Raw genomic sequence first — 17,859 nt, 5'->3', positions numbered from 1 at the left:
TTAAAAATTATTCTTCCTTTAGCTGGGAGCGGACTTATGAATATTATAATAACAGGTGCCAGCAGCGGTGTTGGTTTTGAAGCGGTTATCGAGCTAATATTATCAGGCAAACATAAGGTGATTGCCCTTGCGCGTTCGCAGGACAAATTGGAGCGACTATTGGAAATTGCCAATAACCTAAATCCTGAATGCAACCTATACGCCATCGCTTTTGATATTGTGCATGATGATTATGATAGCCTGCAGCAATTTATTGCCGCTAATTTTGATAGCCGGGTAGATGCTTTAATCAATAACGCGGGTGTGTTAATCAATAAACCATTTGCGCAAATGCTTGAAACTGATTTTGTGGAAATGCTGCAAAGCAACTTTATAGGCCATGTGCGCATGATACAAGGCGTTTTGCCATTAATGCCTTCGGGATCTCATATCGTAAATATTGGCAGTATGGGCGGCTATCAGGGCAGTGTTAAGTTTCCGGGACTATCTGCCTACTCGGCAAGTAAAGCTGCTTTACATACACTTACAGAGTGTTTGGCACAAGAGTTTATGGAACAAGGTGTTAAAGTGAATTGCCTTGCATTGGGTTCGGCACAAACAGAAATGCTTGAGAAAGCTTTCCCCGGTTACCAGTCGCCGGTTATGGCTTTTGAAATGGGTAAATATATAGCCGATTTTGCATTAACGGGACATCAGTTTTTTAATGGAAAAGTATTGCCTGTAGCACTATCTACGCCTTAATTTGCTAAACTTTTAGCTTTTTAGAGCTAGTGGTCTATAAAATCCATTATTTGTGTAGATTTTATTTCTCATAACGTATATAATGTTTCTCTTTTTGGGGAATAATATATACGTATTTCGTTCATTATATTCATTGGTTTAATAAATAAGTCTATATGCTATTGCGTTACCGTATATTATAAAACAGGAATAATATTTGGTATATATAATACATCACAATTGCAATTTATATTAATTTTTAAGCCATGAACAGCACATTTATTATCGAAGCACTATTGGTAGCGGCTCCGGTGTTTATGATCATCAGAACATTAGTTTTACGCGGTAAGAAATTGCTTGACTAAAACTCAGAAAGAATAATGTTTTTTGTAGCTCTTCAAAAAGAGTGGTTAAGGTTTTATGCGCTCAACGCAAAAAAACAGAAGAACGCTTACGCGCCCCCCTGTTTGTGATAAGGATAGGTATAAATATTTAGGCTTGTTTGTTCATCTTTAAAAACTCGTTCACCACAACTTCAGTTACATAGCGTTTATTACCGTCTTTGTCGGTATAATTGCGGGTGGCTAATTTGCCTTCAATAGCTACCTCATCGCCTTTTTTCAAATAATCTTCGGCAAGCTTGGCTTGTACACCCCAAAATGCCAGCGAGTGCCATTGCGTATCAACCACTTTTTCGCCTTTATCATTTTTGTAGCTCTCGTTAATAGCTATAGATAGGCGGGTTAGTTTCTTGTTGTTATCAAAGTTTTTCACATCAGGGTCCATACCTAGGTGACCTACAAGGCGTACACTGTTTCTTAATGTATTCATATTGCTAATTTTTATTTATCGTTTGTTATTGCTTGATACAAAGGTGAGGGTGATGGTGAAAATTAGTCGGTTGCTAAGTGCTTATAATCGACAATTTCCATTTGCAAGCGTTTGCAAATGGATAATGAATTTCATATATTAGCATGATGAATACCGAAAAACACTGTTTGGATTGCGGCGAAGTGATACACGGCCGGGCAGATAAGAAGTTTTGTAATGATATGTGCCGTAATAATTATAACAACCAGCTCAATAGCAGCAGTTATAATTTAATACGTAATATCAACAACATATTACGCCGTAACCGCCGTATAATGGAGGAGCTTAATCCATCCGGCAAAACAAGAACTACTCGCGAAAAGATGTTGGTTAAAGGTTTCGACTTTGATTATTTTACCAGCATCTACCAAACCAAAAATGATAAACGATACCATTTTTGCTATGAATATGGTTACTTACCGTTGGACGGTGATGATCTGCTATTGGTTAAACGGGAAGACAAATCAGAATAAATCATCCTATGAAATTAAGGCTTGAATACTATTAAAATATTGAACGCGTTCCATTATTTTAATGTTCCGGAAGCATTAGATTATCTCAATCTTACAAGAAGTTTAAAATAATAAAACTATCTGTCATTGCTGTAAGGAGGAAGCAATCACATCTCCACCATGTCATTGCGAGCAGGGCCACGAAGAGCTTGTGCGGCGAAGCAAACTCGTCGCGTTCACTTGCATGCTACGAGTTTGCTTCGTCGTTCCTCCTCGCAATGACATGGTGTTTTGTGTTTATATAAAAACAACATAAATCATTTTAAACAGCTTCTGAGAAGAAACTCAAACTAACTTTCAAAATCAGTGTTACCCTGCTGGGTGCTTAATCCTTGTCGTTTGGTAATTAGTAAACCTAAACTCAGTATTAAGCTGGTGCCTAATATTACCACAAAAAGTAAACCTGTTTCAATTCCTTTAATTTTTAGTTCAGCCGGGAGGCTGTAAAATAACAACACGCTTATTAATCCGCGCGGTATTAATACCAGCTCAGGCATAAGATCTGTTTTTGATACCAGTTTGATATAAAGAAACCGCACCAGGTATATCCCAACTAACATCGTAGCGCCCGAAACCAAAACCGACCAGTTTTGCAGCTGGTAAATGTCCATGGTGTAACCAAACATGATAAAAAAGAACGTCCGCATTAAAAACGCGCTTTCTGCTGATAGCTGAAATAGCTGTTTAATATCATACCTTAATTTGGGGTAGATAAAGTATTTTCTGAAGATCGGAAGTTTGATCTGGCTGGCATTATTAAGGAATAAGCCCAGTGCTAAAACTATTATAAGTGATGACAGGTGGAACATCTGCCCGATTGAATAAACCAATATCAATATGGATATTACAAGGAACGATTTTACATGGTGTGTTAACCTACCAATGAGGTAAAGCAATAATAGGCAGGAGCAAATCACCACCACGGAAATTACACCTAACTCGGCACCTAGCTTAGTGAATGATGAAAAACTGATTTGTCTGTTGTTCACCATAAAGTTGAATAACACAACGGTAAGGATGTCGGAAAAAGATGATTCATAAACAATGAATTCTCTTTTCGCCTTACTCATATTGGCCGCCGCCGGTATGGCTACCGCCGAGCTGATCACACAAAACGGGATTGAGTTTATAAAGCAACGGTAAAAGTCTTGCCCGCTAATGTATTGGATGATTAAGGTAACAACCAATGAGGTAACCAGCAAAATAATTAATGCCGAAAAAAACGACTTTTTAATAACACTGTTTTTATCCTTACTATACCTCAGCTCAAGCGCCCCTTCAAAAACAATAAGCACAAGCCCGAGTGTACCCAGTGTGGGTAAAATATTGGTGAAATTTAGCGCAGTAAAACTGAAATAATCCAATATCTGTTTTATGCCAATACCCAGGCACATCAATAAAATAACTGAGGGGATTTTTGTTTTCCCGCTAATCAGATCAAACAGATAGGAAAATATTACCAGTCCGCTTAATATGATTAAGGTGGTGTACGATGTCATATTCAGCAGTTTTGTTATTAGTAAATATAGAAGTTTAGAATCAAGAGTTAAGAATCAAGAGCCAAGGCATGCGGATTAATGCCCCTATCTTGACTCTTACATCTTGATTCTACTCTTTAGCTGTTCTTCATAAAAGCTAAAGTAAGTGCCAACGCGTCTTTCGAAGCCATTTCGTTGTACGAAGGTCTTTCATCACAACTGAATGCATGGCCTACAAATGATATTTTTACGTTGATGTAATCCTTACCGGCTTCATCTAAAGCTTTTAAGGTTTTGTTGATGGTTTCATCCGGGATGTGGGTATCCTTTCCACCCCAGAAGAATAAATGCCTGCCGTGCAGATCTTTTGCTTTATCGGCAATTTGCTCGATACCGCCACCGTAATAAGATACTGCTGCTTTTAATGGCAATACCGCGTTAGCTAAAAATGATACCCTGCCGCCTAAGCAATATCCAATGCTAAATACCCTGCCGGTATCAACGCTGCCTTGTTTGGTTAGCCATTCGTAGCATGCTTTAAGATCAGCCCCAAGGCCTTCATTTGTTATCGCCGAATAATGAGGCATAACAGCCTGAAAGTTATCATAAGGACCTTCAAAATATTTTGGAGCGCTGCGATGGAATATCTCCGGTGCTATCACCACGTAACCATCTTTAGCAAAATGATCGGCTACGTTACGTATATGGTGGTTTACACCAAAAGCTTCCTGTATTAAAATAATGGCAGGTGTACCGGCTTGCAAATTTTCGGGTAGCGCGATGTAAGCTGCCATTTCCGAGCCATCACTTATAGCCAGGTCAACATAGTTTTGTTTGTTTGTCATATTGTAGTGTGTGTATAAAACAAATATATGGGTTTATACATTTATCATCGGGCGCTGCTTTGTAAAATACAATTTACAAAGCGGTGAGATTACAGTAGATGTTACTCTTCATATTTGTACAAAAAGAATATATGGCACATTTGTTTTCCCCTTTAAAAATAAAAAGCATCGAATTTAAAAACCGCATTGTCGTATCGCCGATGTGTGAATACTCCAGCGAAGACGGTTTTGCCAACGATTGGCATTTAGTCCATTTGGGTAGCAGGGCGGTTGGTGGCGCAGGATTAATCATTACTGAAGCCACAGCTGTATCCCCGGAGGGCCGTATTACAGCTTCGGATTTAGGAATTTACAAAGACGAGCATATTGAAAAGCTTAAGCAAATTACAGATTTTATACATGCCCATGGTGCTATAGCCGGAACGCAACTAGCACATGCTGGCCGTAAAGCCAGTCATCAGGCACCATGGGATGGTGGCAAGCAAATAAAAGCCGACCAGCCGGGCGGATGGAAATCAGTAGGCCCAAGTGCAATTGCATTTATAGATAGTGAAGATGCTCCGTTAGAACTGGATAAAGCAGGTATTGAAAAAGTAAAAGCCGATTTTAAGGCAGCAGCTGCACGGGCAATTAAAGTAGGTTTTAAAGTAATCGAACTGCATGGCGCGCATGGCTATTTATTGCATGAATTTCTTTCGCCCTTAAGCAACCAACGTACCGATGAATATGGCGGATCATTTGAAAATCGTATTCGGTTGTTGTTGGAGGTTATCGCATCAGTTCAGGAGGTTTGGCCCGAAGATTTGCCGTTGTTTGTAAGGATCTCCGCAACCGATTGGACAGAAGGTGGATGGACCGGCGATGATTCTGCTGCATTGGCTAAGGTTTTAAAAACTAAAGGTGTTGATTTGATCGATTGCTCAACAGGTGGAAACGTAGCAACAGCTAAAATTCCGGTTGGGCCGGGTTACCAGGTCCCGTTTTCAGAGCAGGTGCGTAAGGAAGCTGGTATATTAACCGGTGCGGTAGGAATGATTACCGAACCCTTACAGGCAGATAGCATCATCCGGAATGGCCACGCCGATATGATAGTTATTGCCAGGGAATTCCTACGCGATCCATATTTCCCGTTACGCGCGGCACATGAGCTTAACCACGAGGTTAAATGGCCGGTACAATACGAACGTGCTAAATGGCATAAAGAAAAATAAAGGGCTAATTCCCTCTTTGCGTCGAAGACGTAGAGAGAGATTAAGCGAAGTATAGTCGATGAGTCAACTTCACCATGTATACGTATCGACTCACCCGGTTTTCGCTTAGCCGCTCAACCTGCCCTCTCTTTCGCGGTACGACAAAGAGGGCAAAAAGATTTTTATTCCCCTCTTTGCGCCGCAGGCGTAGAGAGGGTGACCAGCGCAGCGTAGTCGGGTGAGTAGTCTATGTAAGCATAAATAAGCTATATCACATAGATATTATTGATATACAACTATCAAACAAAAACGTAATTTTACATCAACAAAAACTAAAAAAACACTAATATGAAACGCACAGCAAAAGCACATTGGAATGGAAATTTAATGGATGGTAAAGGCGAAATAACCACCCAAAGCACCATTCTTAACAATACCCAATTTTCATTTAAAACCCGTTTCGCAGATGGTATTGGTACCAACCCTGAAGAACTGATTGCCGCAGCGCATGCAGGTTGCTTTACCATGGCAGTTGGCGCGGCTTTAACCCAGGCTGGTTTTACACCGGGTGATTTAAATACCGAAGCAGTTTTAGATCTGGACATGCAGGCATTAAGCATCACCGGTATCCATTTGTCATTAGTCGGTTCTGCTATCGATGGTGTATCTGAAGCTAAATTTAAAGAAATTGCCGAAGGCGCTAAAGCCAATTGCATTATATCGAAAGCCTTAAGCGTTCCAATTACTTTAGATATTCAATATAAATAATAATATCAAATTTTACAGAAAGGGCGATCGTTTAATTACGGTTGCCCTTTTTATTTTACAGCAATTGTAACACATTTGCTTACCTTGAGTCTTAAAAGATGTTAATTCCATCCTCATTTTAATAATTACTGATATATTTATCAAACTAAAACTAAATCTTACTTTATATGACCTCAAAACTTATTAAAAGCATTACTTTAAGTATGGCTTTGCTGTTTATTGCGGCCGGTTCATTTGCCCAGTTACGACTGCCCGCCGGCTATTACTACAAAAAGCTGCCAAACGGTTTACAGGTAGTTGTAATAGAAAATAGCAAAGTACCTCTGGCAACCGTAGAGATAGCAGTGAAGAATGGGGCGTTTACTGAAGATTCGGTGTACAATGGCCTTTCGCACTTATTTGAGCATATGTTTTTTAAAGCAAATAAGGATTATCCTACCCAGGCACAATTTTTAAAACGCACACAGGAGTTAGGCGCTATATGGAACGGTACTACCGGAAATGAACGTGTAAATTACTTTTTTACGTTTGATACTGATAGCCTTTATCAGGGCTTAAAGTTCTTGAATGCTGCTATCCGTTTTCCAATATATCGTGTTGAGGACATGAAGAAGGAAAGGGTAGTGGTTGATGGCGAATTTCAGCGTATGGAGAGCAATCCGTTTGCACAGTTATACATAGCAGTTAATAAAAAGGTTTGGGGCGATCTGTTTACCCGTAAAAACCCGATTGGTATCCACGAGATCATCAATACCGCTACACCTGAAAAAATGATGGTGATAAAAAATAAATATTATTTCCCTAATAATAGCTTGCTTACTATTTGTGGCGACGTTAAGCACGAGCAGGCCTTCGCCATGGCCGAAAAAATATTTGGCGATTGGGAAAGCAGCGGTTTCGACCCAATAACAAAATTCCCGATACCGAAATTTAAACCAATTGAAAAAACAGACCTGTTTGTAAAAGAATCAAGCTTAGCCCAAGTGCCATTTGTTATGTACGTATGGCAAGGCCCATCCTACGAAACTGATTCAGCATCAACCATTGCTGCCGATGTATTCTCAACTATTGTAGGTTTAAATTCATCAAAATTACAACAAGCTTTGGTTGATAAAGGTTTGGCGAGCAGCGTAAGCGTTGATTATTCAACCAGCAGATATGTTGGCCCTATTACAATAAGCGTTGTGCCAAACCCAAATAAGGTTAAGGAATGCTATTACGAGCTAAACAAACAAATAAACATGTGGGGCCAAGCAGATTATTATACCGATGAGCAGTTAAAAGATGCCAAGGCGATATTATTGCGTAATGATGAGTATGCTAAAGAAAAGCCATCATCTCTGCCAAGCCAGCTAAGCTATATGTGGGCAAGCACATCGTTAAATTATTATACTGATAATACAGACGATTACCAGAAAGTAACCCGCGAAGACATCAAAAGATATTTGGATACCTATGTTGTAGGTAAACCATTTGTTGGCGGTATCATCATCAATCCCGAATTAAATAAAACAGTTAACGCTGCTTCGTTTTTCGCGGCACAATAATTTAAACTTTATCACACATGAAGAAATACATATATACCCTGCTGATCGCCTCAGCAATAGGAAGCATAAAGCCGGCAATGGCACAAACCAAGGCTTACGAAACCACAGTTGATGGCGTAAAAGTTATTGTGCAGCCAAGCGGTAACAATATTATTGAGATACAAACAGTAATAAGAGGCGGCGTAGATACTTACCCTGCCAGTAAAATGGGTATCGAAGCAATGGCCATGCGCGCTTTAACCGAATGCGGTACAGTCAAACACGATAAAAATAGTTTTAAAGATGCATTAGATAAAGTTAGCGCATCTGTAAACGCTTATACCGGTAAGGATTACGCGGTTATTGCTATGAGCTGTGTAAAACCTGACTTTGATACTGTTTGGCCACTTTATACCGAGGCGATAACCGAACCGAAGTTTGATACAACAGAATTTACCCGCATTAAGCAGGATGCGATAAACGCCCTGCGTGCAAATGAATCGAAACCGGATGCATCTATTGATAAAATGGCCAATCAAGTAGCATTTGCCGGAAGAGATTATGCAAAAGAGCCACAAGGAACTCCCGATATCATCAATGGCCTTACTGCGGCTGAAACTAAGGCATACTACAATTCTATATTGACAAAATCGCGCATGTTTATTGTTATTGTGGGCGATATAAGTCAGGCTGATATTGAAAGTAAGGTTAAAGGTTTGCTTTCAACAATTAAAAAAGGTGCGGCTTATGCTATGAAGGAATCTTTCTTCAGGGCCTACAATAATTCGTTTAACGCAGAATCGAAAGAGTTGGCAACAAATTATGTTGAGGGAGTAACCAGCGGTCCACAAGTAAGCGCACCTGATTATTACGCTTTCCAAATAGCGATGCGCATTTTTGCCGACAGGCATTTCCTTGATGTCCGTACCAATAATGGACTTTCATATGCTCCGCAGGCATGGTTTAGCTCAGGTTCCATATCTGTGGCTAAGTTCTCCGTATCAACCACACAGCCTAACAAATACATAGCCGTATTTGATAAACTTGTTGACAGCACCAAGCACAATGGCTTTACACCGGCTGAACTGGCCGATATGAAGGTAACCTACCTTACCGGTTTCTACTATAAAAACGAAACTAACGCCGCGCAGGCATCATCAATTGTAGCCAATGAAGTATTGCATAACGATTGGAGGAAATCATTAACGCTGATAGACAACGTTAAAAAAGTCACCTTAAACGATATTAACAATGCATTTGTAAAATACATTGGCAACATTGTTTGGGTTTACCAGGGCGATACCAAAAAGGTTGATCCTACATTATATAAAAACGGGACATTGCATACTGGCGATAACCCGGTGAATAACTAATTATAATCTTTCGTGAACAATATTTTGCATACTACCTTGTCTAATTATACCGCTGTCTATGATTCAAAAAAGAGTCATAGTCAGGGTATAATAGCATTAATGATTACTTTTTTTATGATCATCTTTTCTTCTATGACTTATGCTCAAGATGAAGATCACGAAATTCACAATGAAAACCTTAAAGGAATTGCTAAAAGTTTGACCTTTTATTGCTACGAAGCTATCTCAGGAAATGCCCAACCTGACAACGCTATGTTGAAATATACAAGCATTCAAAAGTATAATGATCGAGGACTGATTGTCGAATTTAAGATGTTTCGTCAGAATAATTCTGAGGCAGAAAACACAGATTCTTATGAGTACGACCAAAAAGGACAACTCACAAAAGTTAAATATGAAAGTCATGATGATAACTCTATCGATGACATTGAATACGATAATCAGGGTAACAGGATAAAAGAAAAAAGCTATGTCTCAGGTAACCTCAAATATATCTCAACTAAAACATTTAAAAATAAAAAATTAATTGAAGAGGATATATTAGATGTAGACCAACCTGAATACCCTTTAAAAAGAATTTATACATACGATTCAATGGGGAATAATATTTTATTTAAGTTAATAAATCGTGAAGGTAAACTAACCGTTATAACAACTACTAAGTATTCTGGTAAAGGCAACTATAGTTATGTAACCAAAGATTTTGAAGATAATACTACAGAATCAGGATCGTATACATGTAAATACTTTCCTAACGGAAAATTAGAAGAAGAAACTTATTATTCAGGAAAATATCCGAAAATGAAAACCATTTATGATGACAAAGGCAACAAATTGCGCGAGATTAACTATGGTGGGCAGGGACTAAATGATATTGCATCTAATGAAGAATATAGATATGATAAAACGGACTCTCATGGTAATTGGACGCAACGAAGCAGATATAATAATGGCCACAGAACAACGCTTGAAATAAGACAAATCGTTTACTAACGTTTACGAAGTAAGCTCAATCAAAAAAGCCCGCTAATTTAAATTAGCGGGCTTTTTTGATTATAAATGATACCCAACAGATACCAATGAACTATTGAACTAATAAACCAAATGAATTATCCCAAAAGGTTTCTCCAGCTCACCATATCGCCAATAATCTTTCTCAGGTCATCAGCTGCAACGCGCTCCTGGTCCATTTTATCACGGTAACGGATGGTAACCGTATTATCTTCTAAAGTCTGATGATCTACCGTGATACAGAAAGGTGTACCGATAGCATCCTGGCGACGGTAACGTTTACCGATAGCATCTTTCTCTTCGTATTGCAGGTTGAAATCTGTTTTAAGACTATCCATTATCTCGCGGGCCTTTTCAGGCAGGCCGTCTTTTTTAGTTAATGGGAATATAGCAGCCTTTACCGGTGCAAGGCAAGGGTGTAACCTTAATACAGTACGGCTATCCTGTCTTTCTTCTGTACTCAGATCCTCTTCCTCAAAAGCATTGATCATCGTAAGCAAAAACATACGATCTAAGCCTATCGAAGTCTCAATAACATAAGGCACATAGTTGCCGTAAGGTTTGCCGTTCTCATCCAATTCAGGATCAAAATATTGCATTTTTTTGCCTGAGAACTTCTGGTGCTGACTCAAATCAAAGTCAGTACGGCTATGTATGCCTTCAACTTCTTTAAAGCCGAATGGGAACTCAAACTCAATATCAAAAGCAGCATCAGCATAATGCGCCAGTTTTACGTGCTCATGAAAACGATATTTATTTACATCGGTACCTAAAGCAAGGTGCCAGTCAAGGCGGGCTTGTTTCCATTTATCAAACCACATAGCTTGTGTGCCAGGGCGGACAAAGAATTGCATCTCCATCTGCTCAAACTCGCGCATACGGATGATGAATTGCCTTGCAATAACCTCGTTACGGAAAGCTTTACCTATTTGCGCTATACCAAACGGAATTTTCATCCTGCCTGATTTTTGCACATTCAAATAATTCACAAATATACCCTGCGCTGTTTCCGGGCGAAGATAAACCACATCGGCATCATCAGCCACAGCACCCATCTGGGTACTGAACATCAGGTTAAACTGGCGCACATCGGTCCAGTTAACTGTACCGCTTACTGGGCAGACAATTTTATGTTCGATGATTAGCTCCTTCAGGCGTGGCAGGTCTTCATTTTTAAGAGCCTCGTCCATATCGTTCTGTAAAGTTTCTGCTTTATCAGTTTGGCCGTCGGTATCATATTTAGCTATTTTGTCTTCCAGTAACTGGTCGGCACGGTAACGTTTGTTCGAGTCTTTGTTGTCGATCATCGGGTCGCTGAAACCATCAACGTGGCCGCTTGCTTTCCAAATTTTCGGGTGCATAAATATGGCACTGTCAATCCCGACAATGTTATCATTCATTTGCACCATGGCTTTCCACCAATAGGTTTTTAGGTTGTTTTTCAACTCGGCGCCCATTTGCCCGTAGTCGTAAACCGCGCTTAAGCCATCATATATCTCGCTTGATGGGAAAACAAAACCATATTCCTTAGCGTGTGCTATTACATTTTTAAAAAGTTCGTCGGGTGCATTGCTCATAATAGGGGCAAATATAGTTTTTAACAAGCAAGTGAGAAAGTATCAATTAATAAACCTTTTACACCAGTTGACTCACCCCGACTACGCTTCGCTGGTCGCCCCTCTCTCCGCCTGCGGCGCAAAGAGGGTAAGAAAGAAATTTTGCCATCTATATCGCGCAGCGAAAGAGAGGGCAGGTTGAGCGGCTGAGCGAAAACCGGGTGAGTCCCCCGCCAATGCAAACACACCAAGCGAAAACTATCAATCCCTCAAACAAATCACCATTAAATAAATTATCTATAAAAGCATTTCATCATGTCACACACCGTCAAAATTATCTCGATAGATCCTGTTACTCATAATGTTAACAGGTACAGGGTTGAAAAACCCAAGGGCTTCAGCTTTACACCGGGCCAGGCAACCGATTTATCCATCAATCAACCTAAATGGAAAGACAAAAAGAACCCCTTTACCTTCACCTGCCTTAACAGCGACCCTTATCTTGAATTTACGATAAAGAGTTATAGTGACAGCGAGGAAGGGGTTACCGAGCATTTAAGGAAGTTAAAGCCAGGCGATGAACTCATCATTAGCGATGCCTGGGGAGCGATAGAATATAAAGGCCCCGGCTATTTTATTGCCGGTGGCGCGGGGATTACACCATTTATTGCCATACTAAGGCAGTTATATAAAGACGGCAAGATCGGCTACAACAAACTATTCTTCAGCAATAAAACTACCGCCGATATTATTTTGGCCGATGAACTTAAACAGATGCTTGGCGATAATGCTATTTTTACCACGACAGAACACAAGGAAATTCTTGGCGATCATCGCCGTATCAATGCTGCGTTTTTAGAAGCCGAGGTTGACGATTTTAAAACGCACTTCTACGTTTGCGGCCCCGATCCTATGGTTGCGGAAATCTCAGAAATACTCGCAAAGCTAGGTGCAAAAGCAGAGTCGGTTGTTTTTGAGAAGTAGTTGGTGATGCTTTTTACCCTCTTTGTCGCGTAGCGAAAGAGAGGGTGGTCGAGCGAAGCAGAGACCGGGTGAGTAAACTATACCAGCGATATTAGCGAAAATCCAATCTTCCGAACGCCTATAAATTAAATACTGACAAAACACTGTCAGCACTTCTCTAAATTCTTGTGCGTAAATTTGGAGGTATCAAATGATGTTTATGAATAATAGTAAATAACAATTTCTATGATTGTCAATTTGGGTTGTAGTGATGATCGACACAATTCTCAATTACGTATTTAATCATATCAAGAGAATATTCAACTTTGATTGGCCAAATGTCCCAACCGTAATATCGATGTTTATGAATTATAGCTCCATATTTGCCGTTTGATTTGACTATAAAGCAATCTGCTTTTTTGTATATATAGTTTTCTATTGTATCATATTGAAATTTTATAATGGTATCTCCTTTATTGTTAATGACACCATACTTTTTAATTTTTGTATGAGCCGAAGAAATATAGCAATGCTCTTCCCAATCAACAGTTGTATCGATCTTTGATTTGTTAATTATTGAATCGTTTTTTTTAAGCGAGAGATGTTTATTAATAGAAAGATTGTAAGTTATTATCTTGTGCTCATTATAAATTTTGTCAAACGGATTTTTTAAAGAAGGATTTATCGATTCTGCAATGCTATACTGCTTAAACGCTCCGGCGGTATCTTTTTCTGCATTATCAGATGCTCCGATGTTATAATGAATCCATTCATTGTTTGGATTAAACTGTTCACCTATTTTATATTCTTTTTTTGCCTCAACGGGTAAGCCTTGATTTAATAAATCATTCCCAATGAATAAATGACAAAGTGAAATGAACTGTTTATTCTCAGTGTTTTTGTTTAGCTTCAAAGCTTGTTTGAGTAATTTAATCGACAAAATATAATTGCCATTATTTCGATATAATAATCCAAGGATAAATTTTGAGACAACATTTGTTTCATAATCGATTGTAAAATGTAACGTTTTTGGATTTTGAATATAAATTATTGTAGAATCTTTTGTTTTGCTGAACCCCTTTGCTTTATAGTTCAGAAAATTAAATGAATAAATTCTGCAATTAAAAAAAGTATTATCTTGTCTGTTTCCAAAAATAATTAAGCCAGCTTTATTGCAATTATTCGAAAAGATTGATTTTATTTTATTCAAATAATCAGGATCAGTTTCATTAATAAAATTTGAAAGTTCTTTTACGTTAAGTGTATCGACATTTTGCAAAACAGAATTTAAACGACCAAATAAAGAACTTGTAAAACCGTCAAATTGTCCTGGAGTCGAGCTGAAATTAGCTATGTACAAGCCTTTTTTCTTTAAGTTATCTTTACATAATTGCTCATCTGACTCAGTGAGTTTAATAAGTAATTTATATGCAGGCTGCAATAAGTATACAGGAATTACAATAAGTAAAAAAACGATTGAAGTAACTTTACTTATTTTGGCAATTAATATTTTATTCTTTGAATGGACTTTTGGAGATAAGAACCCCTTTTCTTTAGAAGTTATAATTCGATTTAGAAATTTATTAAGAGGAATGAATATGATTATTGGAATTAGAGTTAAGTATATTCTTAATGAAAGTGCATCTCCAATAATATTATATCTTTTCGCAACTAAGTTGAGAATTATAACTGCCAAATAAACAAGTATTTGAATATAAATGGACTTCTTTTTTAAAAGACTAAAAATAAAATCAATAGGGTTCATTATGACAAGGATACCCGATAAAGATATAAAAATTTAGATAACTGTTCTTTGTTAGGCATTAAATGGTTTATACAATGATAAAATCTTCAATCTCCTATCTCATATCTCAAATCTAAAATCTATTTTTACCCCATGAGTATCCGTGTTGAATCCCTAACCAAAATTTACGGTAAGCAAAAAGCTGTTGATGGCATTTCTTTTTCGGCGCAGCCGGGAGTGCTCGGTTTTTTGGGGCCGAATGGCGCAGGCAAATCAACCACCATGAAGATACTCACCTGCTTCATCCCACAAACATCAGGCACTGCCTCGGTTTGTGGTTTTGATATAGAGAAGCAGTCACTTGATGTTCGTAAACACATTGGTTACCTGCCCGAGAGCAATTCCCTTTACCTGGACATGTATGTAAAGGAGTCATTAGGCTTTATCGCGGACATCCACAAAATATCATCACCCGAAAAACGCATAGCGCAAGTTATTGAGCAAACCGGCCTGGGCCCCGAGCAACACAAAAAAGTTGGTCAGCTTTCAAAAGGTTACCGCCAAAGGGTGGGACTGGCGCAAGCTATTCTACACGATCCGGAGGTTTTGATTTTGGATGAACCAACATCCGGACTCGATCCAAACCAATTAATTGGCATCCGCCAGCTAATAACCGATTTGGGTAAAACCAAAACCATCGTGTTAAGTACGCACATTATGCAGGAGGTGGAAGCTGTTTGTAATAATGTCATCATCATTAACAAAGGACAAATAGTGGCAAATGATAGCCTGCAAGGTTTGCGTGACAAGAATGCGGGTAAATCCTTGGAAAATATTTTTATTGAACTAACGAATAAATAAGCAACGTGTACAGTATCCTAAAAAAAGAAATAACCTCGTATCTCAGTTCGCTGGTGGCATATGTAACCATTGGCGTATTTTTAATTGTATTGGGGCTTTTTTTGTGGGTTTTTCCTGATTCAAGTATATTGGATTATGGCTACGCTGGTTTAGATAGCTTATTCAGCACCGCGCCATACTTATTCATGTTCCTGGTGCCTGCCATCACCATGCGCTCGCTGGCCGAGGAGCGCAGAGAAGGTACATTTGAATTACTCCTTACCCGCCCGTTAACCGACTGGCAAATTGTTATTGGTAAATATTTAGCATCGCTGCTAATTATCGTATTCGCTTTAGTACCAACACTGGTGTACTACTATTCAGTTTATACCTTGGGTAATCCGGTTGGCAATATTGATACAGGCGCGGTTATCGGTTCCTATATCGGTTTGTTTTTGTTGGGTGCATCATTCGCGGCAATTGGCTTGTTTGCTTCATCCGTAAGCAAAAATCAGATCATCGCCTTTACTATCGCCGTATTCCTTTGTTTCTTTTTTTACAGCGGATTTGATTCATTGAGCCAGATACTATCCCTGCAAAACCTAACGCTGGAGAATTTTGGCATTACCGAACATTACCAATCTGTAAGCCGTGGTGTATTAGATACCCGCGACCTGGCTTACTTCATTATCCTTGCGGGGATATTCCTTTGGTTAACCCTGTTTGTACTGCTTAAACAACGCCAAAAAACGGTATTCAATAAATTTACTTTTGGTTTTATCGGGGTATTGGTAGTGATAGGAATTATATCTGCTGCAACGTTTACCCGTTTCGATTTCACCAAAGAAAAACGTTATACCATATCGCCAATAAGCAGGCAAATAATGGGTGATTTAACGCAGCGCATCAAAGTAACCGTTTATTTGAAAGGCGATAATTTTCCATCATGGGCCAAGCGTTTGCAACACTCAACCCGCGATATGCTAAGTGATCTGCAAGCTTACACACACGGGAAACTGCAATTTGATGTTGTTGACCCAATTGCCGATATAAAAAGTCTTCCTGATACCGCGCAAAAAGCTGTCTATGATTCATTAGAAGCTAAAGGCATAGTAGGGCAGGGCTACAGCGTAAAAACGGATAACGGTGTATCGCAACTACTGCTTTTTCCCGAAGCACTGATTCAATATCAGGGAAAACAGATTGTGGTGAATCTGATGCAATCACGCATTGGTTTGTCTGATGATGAAGTGATCAATAACTCTATCCAAAACCTGGAATATGCATTTTCATCAGCCATCAAAAAAATTACCAGCGGCGGCAAACCCGAAATTGGTTTTACCGAAGGTCATAACGAGCTAAGTGATATACAGTTGGAAGATGGTATGAAATCCTTATCCGATGGTTTCGATGTAGGCAGGGTGGATCTGAAAACTATTCCTTTTGCGGGGTTAATGGGTATCAAACTGTTAGTGATACCAAAACCTGATAAACCTTTCACCGAACAGGAAAAATACAAACTCGACCAATACATTATGCGTGGTGGCCGTGTATTATGGACGATAGATCCTGTAAGCGCCGAATTGGATAGCCTTCGTGGTCACGGCGGCGAAGAAATGGCCTTCCCTAAGCAATTAAATCTGGATGATCAATTATTTACTTATGGTGTTCGCCTGAATTACGACCTGATTGCTGATTTAGAATGCGCCCAAATTCCGTTAAGTACAGGCAACGTTGGCGGGCAGGCGCAGATACAGATGGTGCCATGGTTGTTTTACCCGGTGTTTATGCCTACATCCAAACATCCGATCGTGAAAAACTTAGATGGTATCCGAAGTGAATTTGCCAGTACTATTGATACGCTTGCAGTTAAAGGCTTAAGTAAAACAGTGCTGTTATCATCATCGGCATACAATAAAAAATTAAGTACACCCAAATTGTTGTCTTTACAAGCAATAGAGCAGGAGCCTGATCCTAAAGCTTTCCAAAGTACGCCAAAAACAGTAGCGGTATTGCTCGAAGGTTCTTTCCCATCCGATTTCCTCAACAGGCCAATTCCTGAAGGGTTGAATGAGAACATTCCACAATTAAACCAAAGCAAACCCACAAAAATGATCGTTATAAGTGACGGCGATGTGTTTAAAAACCAGGTAGGGGCCGATGGTTCGCCATATCCTTTAGGGTACGATCATTACACCCAGCAAACCTTCGGCAACAAAAACCTATTGCTGAATATTGCCGATTATATGACCGATGATTCCGGCCTTATTGCCCTGCGTACAAAAGAGATTCAGATCCGCCTGCTTGATCGCGCCCGTATACGTGCCGAAAAACTGAAATGGCAATTAATTAATACCATTTTGCCTTTGTGTTTAGTGTTAATATTTGCTATTTTTCAACATTATATTCGCAAGCGGAAGTATGCCCGTTAAATTTTATACTTTTGAGTGATAAATTATAATT

Annotated in this window: 15 protein-coding genes; 10 read left to right on the top strand and 5 right to left on the bottom strand. The window is 39.1% G+C overall.

All coding sequences use genetic code 11. The features are described 5' to 3' along the window. The first annotated feature begins 36 nt into the window (after positions 1–36). Complete coding sequence (locus tag GSQ74_RS00800; protein WP_158989069.1) at positions 37–741, top strand: SDR family oxidoreductase; 705 nt, start codon at positions 37–39, stop codon at positions 739–741. A 471-nt stretch (positions 742–1,212) separates the two neighbouring features. Here GSQ74_RS00800 and GSQ74_RS00795 read toward each other — a convergent pair whose 3' ends face one another. Next, complete coding sequence (locus GSQ74_RS00795; RefSeq protein WP_158989067.1) at positions 1,213–1,551, bottom strand: single-stranded DNA-binding protein; 339 nt, start codon at positions 1,549–1,551, stop codon at positions 1,213–1,215. 143 nt (positions 1,552–1,694) lie between these two features. Here GSQ74_RS00795 and GSQ74_RS00790 point away from each other — a divergent pair, with 143 nt between their 5' ends. Continuing rightward, positions 1,695–2,063 (top strand): hypothetical protein, encoded by a 369-nt coding sequence (locus GSQ74_RS00790; RefSeq protein WP_254060780.1) that lies wholly within the window; start codon positions 1,695–1,697, stop codon positions 2,061–2,063. A 329-nt stretch (positions 2,064–2,392) separates the two neighbouring features. On the opposite strand, the gene GSQ74_RS00785 is transcribed toward GSQ74_RS00790, so the two are convergent. Further along, entirely contained in the window at positions 2,393–3,601 is a 1,209-nt protein-coding gene (locus GSQ74_RS00785; protein ID WP_158989065.1) for a cation:proton antiporter, read from the bottom strand. A 116-nt stretch (positions 3,602–3,717) separates the two neighbouring features. Further along, positions 3,718–4,425: a dienelactone hydrolase family protein gene (locus GSQ74_RS00780; protein WP_158989063.1), complete on the bottom strand. Its 708-nt coding sequence runs from the start codon at positions 4,423–4,425 to the stop codon at positions 3,718–3,720. Positions 4,426–4,556: 131 nt separating this feature from the next. Here GSQ74_RS00780 and namA point away from each other — a divergent pair, with 131 nt between their 5' ends. The 5 genes from namA (at position 4,557) to GSQ74_RS00755 (ending at position 10,275) form a co-directional block, all read left to right on the top strand. Then, on the top strand, positions 4,557–5,636 hold the full coding sequence (gene namA, locus GSQ74_RS00775) for an NADPH dehydrogenase NamA (protein ID WP_158989061.1): 1,080 nt from the start codon (positions 4,557–4,559) through the stop codon (positions 5,634–5,636). Between the two features lie 327 nt (positions 5,637–5,963). Then, a complete protein-coding gene (locus GSQ74_RS00770) occupies positions 5,964–6,383 on the top strand; it encodes an OsmC family protein (protein WP_158989059.1) in 420 nt (139 codons plus the stop codon). 167 nt (positions 6,384–6,550) lie between these two features. After that, the gene (locus GSQ74_RS00765; RefSeq protein WP_254060779.1) at positions 6,551–7,930 is read left to right on the top strand and encodes a pitrilysin family protein; all 1,380 of its coding nucleotides are present in this window, start codon (positions 6,551–6,553) and stop codon (positions 7,928–7,930) included. Between the two features lie 17 nt (positions 7,931–7,947). Continuing rightward, positions 7,948–9,282 (top strand): pitrilysin family protein, encoded by a 1,335-nt coding sequence (locus GSQ74_RS00760; protein ID WP_158989057.1) that lies wholly within the window; start codon positions 7,948–7,950, stop codon positions 9,280–9,282. 12 nt (positions 9,283–9,294) lie between these two features. Continuing rightward, on the top strand, positions 9,295–10,275 hold the full coding sequence (locus GSQ74_RS00755; protein ID WP_158989055.1) for a hypothetical protein: 981 nt from the start codon (positions 9,295–9,297) through the stop codon (positions 10,273–10,275). A 116-nt stretch (positions 10,276–10,391) separates the two neighbouring features. Here GSQ74_RS00755 and GSQ74_RS00750 read toward each other — a convergent pair whose 3' ends face one another. Beyond that, positions 10,392–11,870, bottom strand: a complete 1,479-nt coding sequence (locus GSQ74_RS00750; RefSeq protein ID WP_158989053.1) for a glycine--tRNA ligase — start codon at positions 11,868–11,870, stop codon at positions 10,392–10,394. A gap of 294 nt (positions 11,871–12,164) precedes the next feature. On the opposite strand from GSQ74_RS00750, the gene GSQ74_RS00745 reads away from it, so the two are divergent. Next, positions 12,165–12,833, top strand: coding sequence for an FAD-binding oxidoreductase (locus GSQ74_RS00745; protein WP_158989051.1), 669 nt, complete (start codon positions 12,165–12,167; stop codon positions 12,831–12,833). Between the two features lie 232 nt (positions 12,834–13,065). Here GSQ74_RS00745 and GSQ74_RS00740 read toward each other — a convergent pair whose 3' ends face one another. Then, complete coding sequence (locus GSQ74_RS00740) at positions 13,066–14,577, bottom strand: WG repeat-containing protein (protein WP_158989049.1); 1,512 nt, start codon at positions 14,575–14,577, stop codon at positions 13,066–13,068. A 132-nt stretch (positions 14,578–14,709) separates the two neighbouring features. Here GSQ74_RS00740 and GSQ74_RS00735 point away from each other — a divergent pair, with 132 nt between their 5' ends. Next, the gene (locus tag GSQ74_RS00735; RefSeq protein WP_158989047.1) at positions 14,710–15,417 is read left to right on the top strand and encodes an ATP-binding cassette domain-containing protein; all 708 of its coding nucleotides are present in this window, start codon (positions 14,710–14,712) and stop codon (positions 15,415–15,417) included. A 5-nt stretch (positions 15,418–15,422) separates the two neighbouring features. Continuing rightward, positions 15,423–17,828, top strand: coding sequence for a gliding motility-associated ABC transporter substrate-binding protein GldG (gene gldG / locus GSQ74_RS00730; protein WP_158989045.1), 2,406 nt, complete (start codon positions 15,423–15,425; stop codon positions 17,826–17,828). The last annotated feature ends 31 nt before the right edge of the window (positions 17,829–17,859 follow it).

Source organism: Mucilaginibacter sp. L196 (genome assembly GCF_009765905.1).
Classification (GTDB): Bacteria; Bacteroidota; Bacteroidia; order Sphingobacteriales; family Sphingobacteriaceae; genus Mucilaginibacter.
The sequence above is the reverse complement of the archived record's forward strand: the minus strand, read 5'-3'. Positions and strand labels throughout refer to the sequence as shown.

Bases quoted from the DNA above. Each gene is read 5' to 3' on its own strand.
- GSQ74_RS00800 (WP_158989069.1), top strand. From the start codon at position 37: ATGAATATTATAATAACAGGTGCCAGCAGCGGTGTTGGTTTTGAAGCG.
- GSQ74_RS00795 (WP_158989067.1), bottom strand. From the start codon at position 1,551: ATGAATACATTAAGAAACAGTGTACGCCTTGTAGGTCACCTAGGTATG.
- GSQ74_RS00790 (WP_254060780.1), top strand. From the start codon at position 1,695: ATGATGAATACCGAAAAACACTGTTTGGATTGCGGCGAAGTGATACAC.
- GSQ74_RS00785 (WP_158989065.1), bottom strand. From the start codon at position 3,601: ATGACATCGTACACCACCTTAATCATATTAAGCGGACTGGTAATATTT.
- GSQ74_RS00780 (WP_158989063.1), bottom strand. From the start codon at position 4,425: ATGACAAACAAACAAAACTATGTTGACCTGGCTATAAGTGATGGCTCG.
- namA (WP_158989061.1), top strand. From the start codon at position 4,557: ATGGCACATTTGTTTTCCCCTTTAAAAATAAAAAGCATCGAATTTAAA.
- GSQ74_RS00770 (WP_158989059.1), top strand. From the start codon at position 5,964: ATGAAACGCACAGCAAAAGCACATTGGAATGGAAATTTAATGGATGGT.
- GSQ74_RS00765 (WP_254060779.1), top strand. From the start codon at position 6,551: ATGACCTCAAAACTTATTAAAAGCATTACTTTAAGTATGGCTTTGCTG.
- GSQ74_RS00760 (WP_158989057.1), top strand. From the start codon at position 7,948: ATGAAGAAATACATATATACCCTGCTGATCGCCTCAGCAATAGGAAGC.
- GSQ74_RS00750 (WP_158989053.1), bottom strand. From the start codon at position 11,870: ATGAGCAATGCACCCGACGAACTTTTTAAAAATGTAATAGCACACGCT.
- GSQ74_RS00745 (WP_158989051.1), top strand. From the start codon at position 12,165: ATGTCACACACCGTCAAAATTATCTCGATAGATCCTGTTACTCATAAT.
- GSQ74_RS00740 (WP_158989049.1), bottom strand. From the start codon at position 14,577: ATGAACCCTATTGATTTTATTTTTAGTCTTTTAAAAAAGAAGTCCATT.
- GSQ74_RS00735 (WP_158989047.1), top strand. From the start codon at position 14,710: ATGAGTATCCGTGTTGAATCCCTAACCAAAATTTACGGTAAGCAAAAA.